Raw genomic sequence first — 13,886 nt, 5'->3', positions numbered from 1 at the left:
TTTTATTATGTGTAAATTCATATTTGCTCTTTCCATCGCTTTGTTATCACTCTGTTCTTTACCTTCCATGGCAGCTAACTGCAGTGGAGGAACCATACTTTTTGATACGGACCCCAGTGACCATGGGTACTGGATCAGTGGCTATACATCAGCAGATGATGATCGATTGTTAATAATGCAAGTGAACGTACAAAATGGCATGTCTTGCGATCCAGATTATGTAGAGAATGCGGTCGGGATGAGTAAAATGACCATGAGAATCACCAGCGGAGGAACTTGTAAAAACGCAACCACTATAACGACACCTTATCCAGGTATTGAATGGGAACTGGAAGGTATGCATTGTGATGGTAATTCTATCATCTCTAACAACATTAAATCTGGATCGTCATGGGATAGTAGAATTGACTGGCCCTCTGGCACTAGTCTCGGTAAAGTCAGGCTGGTTGTGAAGGATCAATATTGGATACAAAATACGACAACCGGGATGTACACCATTAATATCCCTGCCCTATCCTTTGGATCTACTTTATCAAATAGTCCAAGTGTATCTGTCGCTTCTGCATTGGGGTTTTCTGTGCCATTCCAAGTTAGGGATACTGCCACTTGTTCAATGAGTCTTTCTACTGAAAATTTAGACTTTGGTAAATTAACACCAACTAACGTTAATAATAATTCTTTATACAAAGAGCTCTCAGTTTATTATTCATGTAAAAATAAAGCCTTAGTTAATGGTCTGTATGTGCGTTTCGACCCAGAGAATGTTGTTAATGCGACAAATGGTATGTTTAGTGCCAACGATAATAATGGACGAAAACTTAACTTTCAAATAACCCGGGTTCGCGGAAATGAACACGTTATCCCTCTTAATGCAAATTTCCAAATATATCAGCCATCAAAAGTAGATCTTGATGCCACAGAGACATTCAGAATTAATGTCAGACCTTCAACACCGTTTCCTGCCGGGAAGGTTTCTACATACATGAATGTTTCGCTAATATACAGATAGGCTGGATTAATTATGCACAAATGGTTAGCCTTTATTTTGATAACTTTTTCAATTCACAATGCATCTGCGTCGAAATCCTTGCAGAAGAGAGTGACGATAAACGCCGAGTTAGCCTTAAACACGTGCGCACTGTCTCTCTCTCCGGCAAACCTGAACTTTCAACAAATCAGCTTTAGCCAGTTTGAAAATAGCGCAACAACGCCACAGACAGTGGATCTGAATATAGCGTGCAGTTGGCCTGCAACCGGGATCTCGCTAAAATTCTCGCCTGCAGCTGGCGTTTCCACAAGCAGCACTAGCCTGATGAAGACGGGTCTATCCGGCGTTGGGCTTGCGTTGTCATGGAAAAATGCAGCCGGCACAGATTTTACGCCGCTAGAATTGAATAAGTCTTTTGCACCCGCATCAACGGCATTAAGTAACAAAAATGAAACGCTTGGTCAGTTTCAGCTGTTACCTAAACAAATTCCAGGTGAAACGCTCCAGGCAGGGAATATTTCCACCAGTCTGACTGTCGAGGTGACCTATGACTGACAGGACATGTCTATTTTTCCCGATGCTGGTGGGGCTGTTAAGCGCATTTACGACGTTTAACAGCCACGCCGCACAAAAGGCAAGCGTAAGCCTCCCCATTGCAATGCAGGTCACTAATCCTCAGTGCCAAATCAATAAGGGGCTAGGCCTGCCTGAAACCGTGCAACTTCCGCTGATCACAACATCAGGTACCTTCTTAGGCGATAATAATGTTGAAGTTCCCCTTATGATTGACTGCGCCAGTGATATCACCAAATTCGAAGTGACTCTGGCGGGGGGCAATAATTCGAAACTCACTACGTCAAATAATATGGTCGATATTACCCTGTCATGGAAAAAGGGCGGAGGTGCAGTGGTGTTCGGGACGCCGGTCGAACTGAGTAAAGCGCCTTTTCTCGTAAGCCCAAAGCAGTTTGATGGAACCTTATTGGCCAGAGTATCTCCACATACCGGTACAATACCCGCTGGTAATTACACCGCCAGTTTGCCGGTGACGTTTACTTATTATTAAGATTGTATTGCAAAAGCCGGGGAATTCCCCGGCTATTTCGTTAATGAATTCGATTAATCAAACACGCCGTTAATAATCGCCGTAACCACTGCGGTGCTCAAGGCAATCAGTACTAAATCATCCCCAACAATTTTCCATTCATAGCCCGGATAGTAAGGAAGCTGTCCCAGCATTGATGCGGGAACCGTTTTTTTCGCAATCCCCGGAGGCAGAGGTTTTCCTCGCGCCAGGTTTTTTGCAATCCCCGGCGGCAAGGAGTCATAACCCGTCAGGCCATAGTTCACCGCCAGATGGCGAGCGGTCGCAAAGCTAATATCAGAATCAACGTGATCGGGTTTACCGTAATTTTTACGGTGATCGGAAGAGGCATTATTCTTTTGCCCTGAGTTTCCTTTCTGCCCGTGATTTCCCTGATTACCCTTGTTTCCATGATTGCCACTGCTGTTGTCCTGACCGCCACCGTTGCCATTGCCATTGCCATTGCCATTGCCATTCCCAGGGTTAGCCATAACAGGCGCAGCAAACAGGGAGAGTGAAACAACAGCAGCCAGCATAGCCGTTAAGCCACGACGCTTACCCATGATAAATTCCTTCCAGGTGAGGTTACATCCTGACAATAGAATGCCGGAAAGCGACCCACAATATCAAAGATTCCTGGTTTTCAGTGATTGCCTGTTATCATGCCAGGCTACGCAAAACAGACACCGAGGGAAAAATGAGTTCCAGCAGAAGAGGGATGCTAAACGTTCTGATTGCCGCCGTGCTGTGGGGGAGTTCTGGCGTTTGTGCGCAGTACATTATGGAACAAAGTCAGATGTCTTCGCCGTTTCTGACGATGATACGTTTGATATTCGCTGGTCTGATCCTGTTAATGCTCTCTTTTGTCCATGGCGACAAAATCTTTTCCCTGTTTAAAAACCGTAAAGACGCGCTGAGTCTGCTGATTTTCTCGGTGGTTGGCGCACTGACCGTACAGCTAACCTTTCTGCTCACCATAGAAAAATCCAACGCGGCAACCGCCACGGTGCTACAGTTTTTGTCGCCAACGATTATCGTCGCCTGGTTTTCGCTGGTAAGAAAAGCGCGTCCTGGCACGCTGGTGCTGACCGCCATCCTCACCTCGCTCGTCGGCACGTTCTTACTGGTGACTCACGGCGACCCGACCTCGCTGTCAATCTCTCCCGCCGCGCTGTTCTGGGGAATTGCCTCAGCGTTCGCCGCCGCGTTTTACACCACCTATCCTTCAGCGCTGATTGCTCGCTATGGCACCTTACCGATTGTCGGCTGGAGTATGCTGATTGGCGGGCTGATTTTATTGCCCTTTTACGCAGGACAAGGGACGAACTTTGTGGTGAATGGTAGCCTGATACTGGCGTTTTTCTACCTGGTGGTGATTGGTACCTCATTGACGTTCAGTCTGTACCTGAAAGGCGCACAGATGATTGGTGGCCCGAAAGCGAGCATTCTGAGCTGCGCCGAGCCGCTGAGCAGCGCGCTGCTCTCGCTACTGCTGTTAGGCATTACGTTCACGCTCCCGGACTGGCTTGGCACGCTGCTGATCTTGTCTTCTGTGGTGCTGATATCAATGGATTCCCGCCGCCGCACCGGTGCGGTTTAACGCGTCGGCGCGGCAACGATGGCAATTACCAGCCGGGAACCGCGCCGCCGTTAAAGATTTTTTCCGCCGCTTTTGCCACTTCCGGCGACTGATAGGATTGCAAAAACGCTTTTACGTTTTCCGCATCTTTATTGTCTTCGCGCGCCACCAGAATATTCACATACGGCGAATTTTTATCTTCGATAAAGACGCTATCGTGAACTGGGGAGAGCCCGGTTTGCTGGATATAGGTTGTGCTGATAATCGCCACATCCACTTTCGGATCGTCCAGCACACGCGGCAGTTGAGCGCCTTCCAGTTCCATAATCTTTAAATGTCGTGGGTTGTCGGTAATATCCAACGCGGTTGGCAGCAGACCTTTGCCCTCTTTCAGGGTAATGAGTTTCTCTTTTTGTAACAGCAGAAGTGCGCGACCAAGGTTAGTCGGATCGTTAGGAATCGCCACCGTGGCACCGTCTTGCAGTTGGTCGACCGTTTTTATTTTTTTCGAATAGCCCGCCATCGGGAACACAAACGTATTACCGACCGTCACCAGCTTATAGTTGTGCGCTTTGTTATCCTGTTCAAGAAAAGGACGATGCTGGAAAACGTTGGCATCCAGTTCACCGTGATTGGTGGCATCATTCGGTAACAGCGAGCCGCTAAAACCGACCAGTTCCACCTCCAGCCCGTATTTCTCTTTCGCGACCTTTTTAGCAACTTCAGCGACATCCTGTTCTGCACCATTAATCACGCCGACCTTGATGTGCTTTGCATCGTTGCTCTGCTGATCGCATCCCGCTAATAACAACCCCGCCAACAGCACCGCAACCCCTGCCCGTAAATGAGATATCGTCAATTTCACGTTCTTATCCTTTTGAAATAACCGCCTAATGGGTAATGAAATGACTATAACGGGAAGGCCGCTGCGCTTTAAAAAACGAAAAGGAATCAATAAGAAGAAAAAGGAATAATGGTGGTTTTACTGCCCGGTGGCGCTACGCTTACCGGGCCTACGAGGCAACATAACTTACTGCCCGGTCATCAAAATACTTTCGATAAATAGTGTCTGGCAGCGCCTTTTTCCGGGAAATCGTTTAGCGTCAATTCCAGTTGATAACCGTTTTTCTGGTAAAACGGCAGCGCCTGAAAACTCATGGTATCAACCAGCGCACGATGGCAACCTCGTTCGCGCGCCGTCTGTTCCGCCGCCTGCATTAGCTTCGTGCCGTAACCGCCTTTACGTAAGGACTCGTGCATCCATAAAAACTCAATACACAACCACTCGCCCTTGATTTTGCCGATCAAACCACCTTGTATTTCATTGCGATCGTCACGCCAGTAAACTGCCAGATCGCCGAAGTTCGTGGTTTTTAAAAACTGAAGATTATAAGCACGTAAGCCGGTGAGTAGCGCAGTTTGATCCTCTTCTGTCACCGTGTCCGCAATATGAAGCTGCATTCTATCCTCCTGATAGTTTCAAACTTATGGTTGATAATTTTTGCTGTCTTAACACAGCCTGCTGAGAGCGTTGGACTCCGTCTACACTTACTCTTGAAATGATGCGCATCGAAACAAGGATTATGACTATGAAAGCCGCCGTTTATCTTTTCACTGCCCTCTTTTTGACGCTACCCGGTATAGCGCTGGGCGATTCTCCTTATGGCGCTCTACAATCCGTACACGAAAAAAACGTCGTACTCAAGGATCTCCGAAAAATTTGCACGCCGCAGGGTTCACCGTCCGATGAGGCCTGGGAAAAAACGATCATGGCGAATGAGGATAATCAGCAGCATCTTCGCGAAGCGATTGTCGCAATGGAGAGGAATAATCAGACGAACTATTGGGAAGCGCTTGGCAAGGTGGAATGCCCGGATATGTAGGCGTGAAGTTGGTTCTTCACGCCTTTTCAACGGTTAACGCGGACGGACGTCGGGAATAATTAAGTCGCCACGTAAAACATACGATCCCAGCATATTCTGCGTTTTTTCGTTCAGCCAGGCCACAATTCGCGCCGCCATCGCATCCATGGAGTATTCGATGGCCGGAATGGTCGGCACGCCCGGCAAATGCAGTGACCCTGCCAGACTAAAGACCATGATGTCTTCCGGTACTGACTTATTAAACGCCTGTAATTGCGGGATCACGCGCTGTGCCTGCTGTTCGTCCGCCACCAGCAGCGCATTGAAATTCAGCGTCGATGCGTTATTCAGCAATTCCTGTAATGCCACCGAGGAAGAAGTCGCTTCCATAAACACCAGGTTGCGATTAAACGGCAGGAAATTTTTCTCCAGCGCATGTTTGTACCCGAGCAGCACCTGTTCAGCGAAGCCCATCCCTTCAGGGTGGATAAGCGCAATTTGCCGACGATTCTGACTGATCAGATAGTTACAGGCGGTTTCGGTTGCAAAGGTATGGTCAAACTGAATGCTGTTAACGTCATCACCCACGGCCAGACAATCCACCAGAATGACGTTTTCCTGAGTGATGTTCAGCGGGAATCGCGCGCCGATAATCAGCACATCGTCACATAACCCACAGCTCAGTTCATCAAGGGCGCTCATGACCTCCGCTTTGGTATTGGCAAAACGAAGCAGCAGATGCTTGGAATGCTGGCTCAGATGTTTTTCCAGCGCATAAAGATAACCCGTGGTCTGGTTGATGTTGTCCTGCGCACAGATCACCCCGATACAACCGGTGGTCTGGCTAAGCAGCGACTGGGCAATCACATTTGGACGGTAGTTAAGTTCATCCACCGCTTTCAATACGGCCTGACGGCTGGCTTCCTTCACCCCACGCGATCCGCTCAACACGCGCGACACGGTGGCTTTCGACACGCCAGCCAAACGCGATACATCGTTGATTGTAGACATCATTCTCCCCTGACAGAGCCCGCCTGGCTCCTCCAATCCTGAATTTAACATTGGCTCAAATATTCGCCATTCGCAGTATATCTGTTTCCGTTTTTCATGGAAACCGATTTTCCGTTTCCTCTCAAAAAGACTTTTTTGCAGACGAAATCGTGACCTGAATCGTAATAATTAGCCTTATAAGAATAAGATTATGATGGCAATCACAGTTTCGATTATCACGAATGGAAACCGGTTTCCGTATGATATCAAATCAGGCTCGCAATAAGTTTTTACATTTTGAGGATGGTTAATGATGTTCAGGATTATGTTGTGCTGCTCTGCAGGGATGTCCACCAGTCTGTTGGTGCGGAAAATGGTCGAAGAAGCGGAAAAACGAGGCCTGCCCGTTGAGATAAATGCCTTTGGCGTTTCCGAATTTGACATTCAGTTTCCAAATTACCAGGTGGTGCTGCTTGGCCCACAGGTAAAATACATGCTTAACACGCTCTCAGAAAAGGCTGCCACCCAGGGCATTCCCGTCAAAGCCATCGATATGCTGGATTACGGAATGCAACGCGGTGACAAAGTGCTGGATTATGCTCTGTCGCTCATTGAAGCGGCGCACTAAGAGCCTGTTCAGTCAACGTAATTGGCGCAGGCACTTTGAACACGGACAACGCGCAGCAACCGGAGCGTATACGCAGTACGTGCGGATGCGAGCACAGCCCAGGTTCAAAATGGCAAGCAAAATAGTCCTACGGGATAGGTTCTGGAAGGTGTCAATATGAGTTCGTTATATCAGTCAATGGTTGCTGTCATAGAACAATCCATCACTCCTCTTGCCGGTAAACTGGGCCAGCAAAAATACGTGATTGCTATTCGTGACGGTTTTACTGCGGCCCTGCCGTTTATGATCATCGGCTCGTTTATGCTGGTGTTTATTTTTCCACCGTTTTCAGCAGAAACTACCAACAGCTTTGCCCGTGGCTGGCTCGATTTCTCCGCCACGTATCGTGAACAGTTGATGCTGCCGTTTAACCTCAGCATGGGGGTTATGACGTTCTTCATCTCCGTCGGCATTGGTGCAAGCCTGGGCCGTCAATTCAACCTCGACCCAATCATGTCCGGCCTGCTGGCGTTTATGGCCTTTTTACTGGTCGCCGCCCCGTATGCTGACGGTAAAATCTCTACCCAGTATCTTTCTGGTCAGGGGATCTTTACCGCGCTGATTACCGCCATTTATTCTACCCGCGTCTATGCATGGCTGAAGCAGCATAACGTGACAATTCGCCTGCCGAAGGAAGTCCCGACCGGCGTTGCCCGTTCGTTCGAAATTCTGATTCCGGTTCTGGTGGTCATCGCCACCCTGCATCCGCTGAACTTGTTTATTGAAGCGCAAACCGGGATGATTCTGCCGCAGGCGATTATGCACCTGCTGGCACCGCTGGTTTCCGCTTCGGATTCTCTGCCTGCCATCCTGCTTTCCGTTCTGATGTGCCAAATCTTCTGGTTCGCCGGGATCCACGGCTCGCTGATTGTCACCGGCATTATGAACCCGTTCTGGATGGCGAACCTCTCCGCTAACCAGGCCGCTCTGGCTGCCGGTGCTGCGCTGCCGCACGTTTATCTGCAAGGCTTCTGGGATCACTACCTGCTGATTGGCGGCGTAGGTTCGACCTTACCGCTGGCTTTCCTGCTGTTGCGCAGTCGCGTAACGCACCTGCGGACTATCGGTAAAATGGGAATTGTGCCTAGTTTCTTCAACATCAATGAGCCTATTCTGTTCGGTGCGCCGATCATCATGAACCCGATGCTGTTTATCCCGTTCGTCTTTGTTCCGATGATCAACGCCGTCCTGGCCTACACCGCGACCCGCCTGGGCTGGCTGGAACAGGTAGTCTCACTAACGCCGTGGACCACTCCAGCGCCAATTGGTGCCTCGTGGGCGGCAAACTGGGCCTTCAGCCCGGTAGTCATGTGTCTCATCTGTATGGTGATGTCGGCGCTGATTTACCTTCCGTTCCTGCGCGCTTACGAACGTTCTCTGATGAAAACAGAAGAACAAAAAGCGCAGGATGCTGTCTCCGTGGCGAACGCAGCCCGTAGCAACTCATAATGAATCAAGGAGTCTGAACAATGAGATACCGTTTTCCTGAAAACTTCTGGTGGGGCAGTGCCTGCTCAGCGCTGCAAACCGAAGGGGATAGCCTGAACGGCGGCAAAAGCCAGACCACGTGGGATGTGTGGTTCGACCGCCAGCCAGGTCGTTTCCATCAGGGGGTTGGCCCGGCGAACACCTCAACCTTTTATCAGCACTGGAAACAGGATATCGCGCTGCTGAAGCAGTTGAAACATAACAGCTTCCGCACCTCTTTAAGCTGGTCGCGCCTGATTCCTGACGGCACAGGTGAGGTAAATCCCGAAGCAGTGGCGTTCTATAACAATGTTATCGATGAGCTGCTGGCGCAGGGCATCACGCCGTTTATTACCCTGTTCCACTTCGACATGCCGATGGTGATGCAGGAGAAGGGCGGCTGGGAAAACCGTGAAGTCGTGGAGGCATTTGGCCGCTACGCACAGACGTGTTTCGAGTTGTTCGGCAATCGCGTTAAGCACTGGTTCACCTTCAACGAGCCAATTGTTCCTGTTGAAGGCGGCTATCTGTATGACTTCCACTATCCAAACGTGGTGGATTTCAAGCGTGCGGCCACCGTAGCGTACCACACCGTGCTGGCGCACTCGACGGCGGTACGGGCGTATCGCGCCGGACGCTACGACGGTGAAATCGGCGTGGTATTAAACCTGACGCCTTCGTATCCGCGCTCGCAGCATCCGGCGGATGTGAAAGCCGCGCATCACGCGGACCTGCTGTTTAACCGCAGCTTCCTCGATCCGGTGCTGAAAGGGGAATATCCGGCTGATCTGGTGGCATTGCTGAAAGAGTACGATCAGCTTCCCCCCTGCCAGCCCGAAGACGCGCAGCTGATCGCTGACGGTAAAATCGACCTGCTGGGAATTAACTATTACCAGCCGCGTCGGGTGAAGTGTCGCGACACGGCGGTTAACCCGGACGCACCGTTTATGCCGGAGTGGCTGTTTGATTACTATGAAATGCCGGGACGTAAAATGAACCCCTACCGCGGCTGGGAAATTTATGAGCCGGGTATTTACGATATTATTACCAACCTTCGGGATAATTACGGTAACCCACGCTGCTTTATTTCTGAAAACGGCATGGGCGTAGAAAACGAACAGCGATTTATACAGGAAGGTCAGGTTAACGATAGCTACCGAATTGAGTTTGTCAGCGAACATCTTAAATGGTTGCACAAGGGAATAAGCGAAGGCTGTAATTGTCTTGGTTACCATATGTGGACCTTTATTGATAACTGGTCATGGCTCAACGGCTATAAAAACCGCTACGGTTTTGTGCAATTAGATTTAGACACGCAAAAACGTACGGTGAAAAAGAGCGGCGAATGGTTTGCTAATACCGCCGCAAATAATGGTTTCGATTAAGAGATAGATACAATGATTGCATTAGAAGAAGCAGTAATGGAGATCATCGTCAATGCCGGGCAGTCCCGTAGCCTGTGCTTTGAGGCGCTGCACGCCGCGCGCGCCGGTAATATTGACGAGGCGAAAAGCCTGCTTCGTGAAGCTGACGGTTATGCCCGTCAGGCTCACCACATGCAAACCAAATTGATCGAACAGGATGCCGGGGAAGCCCGGCAGCCCATGACGTTAATTATGGTGCATGCGCAGGATCATTTAATGACATCGCTGCTAGCTCGCGAACTGTCGGAAGAAATTATTCATCTTTACCAACGTTAATCCAAGCAAATAAATAAACGGAGACGCCATTACGATTAAATAAACGCTTTCTGTACTCTTATACACAAATAAAAAATCAACTTGTTTTGGTGATAGCACATTCAACCGAGACGGGATGGTTATTATCTTAAAATAAATTATATATGAGATAACCATGAACATGAAAAAACTTCCAGTAGTCATGGCAGTCATGGCCGCGCTTTGCCCAATTTCTGTACTTGCACAGGAATTTACTCAGGAACAAATCGACGCCATTGTCGCTAAAGCCGTTGATAAAGCGCTGGCGGAACGTCAGGCAAAAATGGACGCTGCGGTGGCGCAAAAGTCTGATGTCATTAACGAACCGCAAAGCGCAGCGCAGTCCCCGGATATGGCCATTCCGTTTGGCGTGAAGTTTAGCGGCTATGCCCGCTACGGCGCGCAATTCCAGGCCGGCGATCAGAAATACGTTGGCGTTGATGGCTCCTACAACGGCGCGTCCGCAATCGGCCGTCTGGGTAACGAAGGCAACGGCGGTGAGTTCCAGCTTTCTAAAGCGTTCAAGAGCGACAACGGCGCTATCTGGGACGTGAACGTGATGATCGACCACTGGGGCGACGAGGTGAACCTCAAGAAAGCTTACGCGGGCGTGACGAACGTGCTGGAATCTAATCCGAACGCTTACATCTGGGCGGGTCGTGACTTCCACCAGCGTCCGCAACAGGGCATCAACGATTACTTCTGGATGAACCACGATGGCCAGGGTGCCGGGGTGAAGAACTTCGACATCGGCGGCGTGCAGTTTGACGTCGCCACCGTAGCTGCCGTGGAGTCGTGTAGCCCGGAAGTGATGGAAGATGAAGCGAACCCATCACGTATCACCTGTACCGGCGGTTCCGGAACCGGTGATAAAGGCAACTACGCGTTAACCTCTAAAATCCACAACATGAAGCTCGGTCCGTTGGATTTTGAAATCTATGCTAACTACGGCTTTGATTCGAAAGCTATCGATACCGACGAGCGGATGAACGCCTGGCAGGGCGCGTTTGTGCTGAGTCACACCAATGACAGCGGCGTGAATAAAGTGATCGCCCGTTATTCTGATAACTCCGACAACAGCGTCTACAACAAAACCGACGATCTGACCGCGATTTACGCCAGCTTCGAAGGTAGCCACAAGTTCACGCAGCAGGCGCAGGTGGAATATCTGTTGGCGTTCCACGACTACGACAACAGTACCGATCAGAGCGAAAACCGCAAAAACTACGGCGCGATCGTACGTCCAATGTACTTCTGGAACGACGTTCACTCCACGTGGCTGGAAGCGGGTTATCAGCGCGTTGACTATGACGACGGCGGCGATAACAGCGGCTGGAAGCTGACGCTGTCGCAGAACATGTCAATTGCGATGGGGCCGGAGTTCCGTCCGATGCTGCGCTTCTACGTGACCGGCGGTAAGGTAGATAACGACCGCACTGCGCGCGTGAACGGTACCGATGACGAAACGCTGGACGATTTCAACGTCGGCGCGATGTGGGAAGCGTGGTTCTAATCGCGCAATCCCGCATTATCGTTGAAACCCAGGCCCGGTAAGCAACGTGCCACCGGGCATTATGCCGGATGGCGCTGCGCTTATCCGGCCTACGTGTACTGTTGCGCAATGAAATCTGAGATCATTGCATACCCTTTATGCGAACTTTCGCTGCCACCAGAAGCGCTGTCAGCAGCATCAGGCTGCCGGAGAGCATCAGGGGTGTCAGCAGGCCAAGGTTATCGAGTGCATAACCTCCCACTGCGGCCCCACAGGTATTGGCAAGCTGGATCACGGCGACCTGGACGGATCCAGCCTTTTCTGCCTGATCGGCAAGCGATCGGGTGATCCACGTCGACCAACCCACCGGCACCAGCGCAAACGCCAGCCCCCAGATAACCGCAATACTCGCCGCGACAATCTTATTGTCGCCCCACAGCATCAGCACCAACGCGCATATTGCCAGCACTAACGGCGCACCGGCCAGCGCCAGCCTGACGGAACGTTTGAGAACAAAAGACGACAGCGACGTGCCGACAAAGCTGGCAATACCGAAACTCAACAGCACCAGCGTCAGGCCATCCACATCAAACCCAGCCAGATTCATATATACCGGGCGGATGTAAGTGAAGAAGGCAAACTGACCAGCGAAGGACATAAAGATGGCGATCATCCCCGCCATCACGCCAGGACGATTGAGCAGGCTGAACATGTTTTGCTTCTGGTGAGAAGGTTCACCAGGCAGGGACGGAAGCGAGTTAAGGACCCAGACGGTACACAGCACGCCCATTACCGCCGCCGCGTTAAAGACGTTGCGCCAGCCGATAATCCCACCTAAAAAACTGCTCAGCGGCGCGGCAATCACCAGCGCGATAGAGACTGCGCCAAATATGACCGACAGCGCTTTCGGCACCGTGCGAGGCGGCACCAGACGCATCGTCAGCGAGGCCGACATCGCCCAGAATCCGCCCAGCGCAAGGCCAAGGCAGGCTCGTCCCACCAGCAGCAGTGCAAACGAATTGGCAAAGGAAACCAACAGGCAGGAGAGAGTCAGCAGCACGGAGAACAAAATCACTACGTAGCGGCGATCGGTCGCCTGAATGATTTGCGTAATGAACAGGCTGGCGAACATGGCGACAAAGGCTGTAACGGTTACCGACTGCCCGGCCACGCCCTCAGAAATCCCAAGGTCCTGCGCCATTGGCGTCAGCAGGCTAACGGGTAAAAACTCAACGGTAATCAGGCACGCCACACAGAACGCCACGGCAAATACCGCCGACCAGTTCGGACGGGCGACAACGTCAGCGCGGGCTTTTTCTTCGATACATTCACTCATTATTTGCTACCTGCGTGGTGTTACTGTGGAAAAGTTACGCAGTGTAGCATTTTAATTGTGACGCACTTAACGTTTTGGCAACTTTTTGTCGGTCGCGACTGTGTCCTTTGTAGGCCTGATAAGCGTAGTGCCATCAGGCATAACTATCCGGCAGCTTATCAATGCAGCCAGTGGACCGTTCCTTCCGGCTGAAAAAACGCGTTATAGCGCATCTGAAATGCATTGATATCCTGCATATCCGGCTCCATCTCGCGCAGAAAGCCGAGCGCCATGCGCACCTGAGCATCGGTCACCGGCGTTGCCAGCCGCGCTTTTTGCAGCAACCGATGCCACTGGCTCAGGTTCTGCTCGCTACCATCGACGATGACGATTTGCCAGATCAGCAGCACCTGCGCCGCGTTTTGCAGGTGGGATTCATCGGGACGATGAAGATACTGCAAAAACGCCTCGCCCTGTGCTTTCCCCATCTGATCGATCATCGATTCTACCGGCACGACATCAATATGCAGACGCTCGCTCAGGCGGCGAATCGCCCGCCGGGAACCCGACGTCAGCACCCGAAAACCGACAACAAACACCACGACTAACGTAGCCAGCATTATCCAAATCATGCGCACACCCATTACCAGACAGGGCGCCCATCATAGCGGCAAATTCGCCGCTGTCGACGGCTGAACGCGTCATAATGTGACCCATCTAATTG

General features: G+C 50.8%; 16 protein-coding genes. 10 read left to right on the top strand and 6 right to left on the bottom strand.

All coding sequences use genetic code 11. The features are described from left to right. The first annotated feature begins 7 nt into the window (after window positions 1-7). From HVY19_RS00235 to HVY19_RS00225, 3 genes are read left to right on the top strand one after another with little or no spacing between them, the layout of a single operon-like run. Window positions 8-1,009 carry a fimbrial protein gene (locus tag HVY19_RS00235; protein WP_181682455.1) on the top strand — a complete coding sequence of 334 codons (1,002 nt, stop codon included), beginning with the start codon at window positions 8-10 and terminating at the stop codon, window positions 1,007-1,009. A gap of 12 nt (window positions 1,010-1,021) precedes the next feature. Next, complete coding sequence (locus HVY19_RS00230; RefSeq protein WP_181682454.1) at window positions 1,022-1,543, top strand: fimbrial protein; 522 nt, start codon at window positions 1,022-1,024, stop codon at window positions 1,541-1,543. Next, window positions 1,536-2,054 (top strand): fimbrial protein, encoded by a 519-nt coding sequence (locus HVY19_RS00225; protein ID WP_181682453.1) that lies wholly within the window; start codon window positions 1,536-1,538, stop codon window positions 2,052-2,054. The genes HVY19_RS00230 and HVY19_RS00225 overlap by 8 nt, the downstream gene beginning before the upstream one ends. A 53-nt stretch (window positions 2,055-2,107) precedes the next feature. Here the strand turns inward: HVY19_RS00225 and HVY19_RS00220 are convergent, their stop codons facing one another. Continuing rightward, window positions 2,108-2,635 (bottom strand): anti-virulence regulator CigR family protein, encoded by a 528-nt coding sequence (locus HVY19_RS00220; RefSeq protein WP_181682452.1) that lies wholly within the window; start codon window positions 2,633-2,635, stop codon window positions 2,108-2,110. Between the two features lie 134 nt (window positions 2,636-2,769). On the opposite strand from HVY19_RS00220, the gene HVY19_RS00215 reads away from it, so the two are divergent. Next, a complete protein-coding gene (locus tag HVY19_RS00215) occupies window positions 2,770-3,672 on the top strand; it encodes a carboxylate/amino acid/amine transporter (protein ID WP_181682451.1) in 903 nt (300 codons plus the stop codon). Window positions 3,673-3,697: 25 nt separating this feature from the next. Here HVY19_RS00215 and nlpA read toward each other — a convergent pair whose 3' ends face one another. Continuing rightward, entirely contained in the window at window positions 3,698-4,516 is an 819-nt protein-coding gene (gene nlpA / locus HVY19_RS00210) for a lipoprotein NlpA (RefSeq protein ID WP_181682450.1), read from the bottom strand. Window positions 4,517-4,695: 179 nt separating this feature from the next. Continuing rightward, window positions 4,696-5,112 (bottom strand): GNAT family N-acetyltransferase, encoded by a 417-nt coding sequence (locus HVY19_RS00205; RefSeq protein WP_181682449.1) that lies wholly within the window; start codon window positions 5,110-5,112, stop codon window positions 4,696-4,698. A gap of 128 nt (window positions 5,113-5,240) precedes the next feature. Here HVY19_RS00205 and HVY19_RS00200 point away from each other — a divergent pair, with 128 nt between their 5' ends. After that, on the top strand, window positions 5,241-5,534 hold the full coding sequence (locus tag HVY19_RS00200) for a YicS family protein (RefSeq protein ID WP_181682448.1): 294 nt from the start codon (window positions 5,241-5,243) through the stop codon (window positions 5,532-5,534). Between the two features lie 33 nt (window positions 5,535-5,567). On the opposite strand, the gene HVY19_RS00195 is transcribed toward HVY19_RS00200, so the two are convergent. Further along, the gene (locus HVY19_RS00195) at window positions 5,568-6,524 is read right to left on the bottom strand and encodes a LacI family DNA-binding transcriptional regulator (RefSeq protein ID WP_181684186.1); all 957 of its coding nucleotides are present in this window, start codon (window positions 6,522-6,524) and stop codon (window positions 5,568-5,570) included. 292 nt (window positions 6,525-6,816) lie between these two features. On the opposite strand from HVY19_RS00195, the gene HVY19_RS00190 reads away from it, so the two are divergent. The 5 genes from HVY19_RS00190 (at window position 6,817) to HVY19_RS00170 (ending at window position 11,868) form a co-directional block, all read left to right on the top strand. Next, a complete protein-coding gene (locus HVY19_RS00190) occupies window positions 6,817-7,131 on the top strand; it encodes a PTS sugar transporter subunit IIB (RefSeq protein WP_181684185.1) in 315 nt (104 codons plus the stop codon). 156 nt (window positions 7,132-7,287) lie between these two features. Next, window positions 7,288-8,619 carry a PTS sugar transporter subunit IIC gene (locus HVY19_RS00185; protein ID WP_181682447.1) on the top strand — a complete coding sequence of 444 codons (1,332 nt, stop codon included), beginning with the start codon at window positions 7,288-7,290 and terminating at the stop codon, window positions 8,617-8,619. A 20-nt stretch (window positions 8,620-8,639) separates the two neighbouring features. Continuing rightward, complete coding sequence (locus tag HVY19_RS00180) at window positions 8,640-10,022, top strand: glycoside hydrolase family 1 protein (RefSeq protein ID WP_181682446.1); 1,383 nt, start codon at window positions 8,640-8,642, stop codon at window positions 10,020-10,022. Between the two features lie 12 nt (window positions 10,023-10,034). Continuing rightward, a complete protein-coding gene (locus HVY19_RS00175) occupies window positions 10,035-10,337 on the top strand; it encodes a PTS lactose/cellobiose transporter subunit IIA (protein WP_008786514.1) in 303 nt (100 codons plus the stop codon). A gap of 154 nt (window positions 10,338-10,491) precedes the next feature. Then, entirely contained in the window at window positions 10,492-11,868 is a 1,377-nt protein-coding gene (locus tag HVY19_RS00170; RefSeq protein WP_181682445.1) for a carbohydrate porin, read from the top strand. A gap of 121 nt (window positions 11,869-11,989) precedes the next feature. Here HVY19_RS00170 and nepI read toward each other — a convergent pair whose 3' ends face one another. Next, window positions 11,990-13,183 (bottom strand): purine ribonucleoside efflux pump NepI, encoded by a 1,194-nt coding sequence (gene nepI / locus HVY19_RS00165; RefSeq protein ID WP_181682444.1) that lies wholly within the window; start codon window positions 13,181-13,183, stop codon window positions 11,990-11,992. A gap of 158 nt (window positions 13,184-13,341) precedes the next feature. Next, window positions 13,342-13,794: a DUF1198 family protein gene (locus HVY19_RS00160; RefSeq protein ID WP_181682443.1), complete on the bottom strand. Its 453-nt coding sequence runs from the start codon at window positions 13,792-13,794 to the stop codon at window positions 13,342-13,344. Window positions 13,795-13,886: the final 92 nt, after the last annotated feature.

This window comes from Citrobacter sp. RHB25-C09, assembly GCF_013836145.1.
Lineage (GTDB): Bacteria > Pseudomonadota > Gammaproteobacteria > Enterobacterales > Enterobacteriaceae > Citrobacter_A.
Note: the sequence above shows the minus strand (reverse complement) of the source record. Positions and strands in the feature narration are given on the sequence as shown.

Coding starts and splice junctions, on each gene's coding strand:
- HVY19_RS00235 (WP_181682455.1), top strand. CDS start 8: ATGTGTAAATTCATATTTGCTCTTTCCATCGCTTTGTTATCACTCTGT.
- HVY19_RS00230 (WP_181682454.1), top strand. CDS start 1,022: ATGCACAAATGGTTAGCCTTTATTTTGATAACTTTTTCAATTCACAAT.
- HVY19_RS00225 (WP_181682453.1), top strand. CDS start 1,536: ATGACTGACAGGACATGTCTATTTTTCCCGATGCTGGTGGGGCTGTTA.
- HVY19_RS00220 (WP_181682452.1), bottom strand. CDS start 2,635: ATGGGTAAGCGTCGTGGCTTAACGGCTATGCTGGCTGCTGTTGTTTCA.
- HVY19_RS00215 (WP_181682451.1), top strand. CDS start 2,770: ATGAGTTCCAGCAGAAGAGGGATGCTAAACGTTCTGATTGCCGCCGTG.
- HVY19_RS00205 (WP_181682449.1), bottom strand. CDS start 5,112: ATGCAGCTTCATATTGCGGACACGGTGACAGAAGAGGATCAAACTGCG.
- HVY19_RS00200 (WP_181682448.1), top strand. CDS start 5,241: ATGAAAGCCGCCGTTTATCTTTTCACTGCCCTCTTTTTGACGCTACCC.
- HVY19_RS00195 (WP_181684186.1), bottom strand. CDS start 6,524: ATGTCTACAATCAACGATGTATCGCGTTTGGCTGGCGTGTCGAAAGCC.
- HVY19_RS00190 (WP_181684185.1), top strand. CDS start 6,817: ATGTTCAGGATTATGTTGTGCTGCTCTGCAGGGATGTCCACCAGTCTG.
- HVY19_RS00185 (WP_181682447.1), top strand. CDS start 7,288: ATGAGTTCGTTATATCAGTCAATGGTTGCTGTCATAGAACAATCCATC.
- HVY19_RS00180 (WP_181682446.1), top strand. CDS start 8,640: ATGAGATACCGTTTTCCTGAAAACTTCTGGTGGGGCAGTGCCTGCTCA.
- HVY19_RS00175 (WP_008786514.1), top strand. CDS start 10,035: ATGATTGCATTAGAAGAAGCAGTAATGGAGATCATCGTCAATGCCGGG.
- HVY19_RS00170 (WP_181682445.1), top strand. CDS start 10,492: ATGAACATGAAAAAACTTCCAGTAGTCATGGCAGTCATGGCCGCGCTT.
- nepI (WP_181682444.1), bottom strand. CDS start 13,183: ATGAGTGAATGTATCGAAGAAAAAGCCCGCGCTGACGTTGTCGCCCGT.
- HVY19_RS00160 (WP_181682443.1), bottom strand. CDS start 13,794: ATGATTTGGATAATGCTGGCTACGTTAGTCGTGGTGTTTGTTGTCGGT.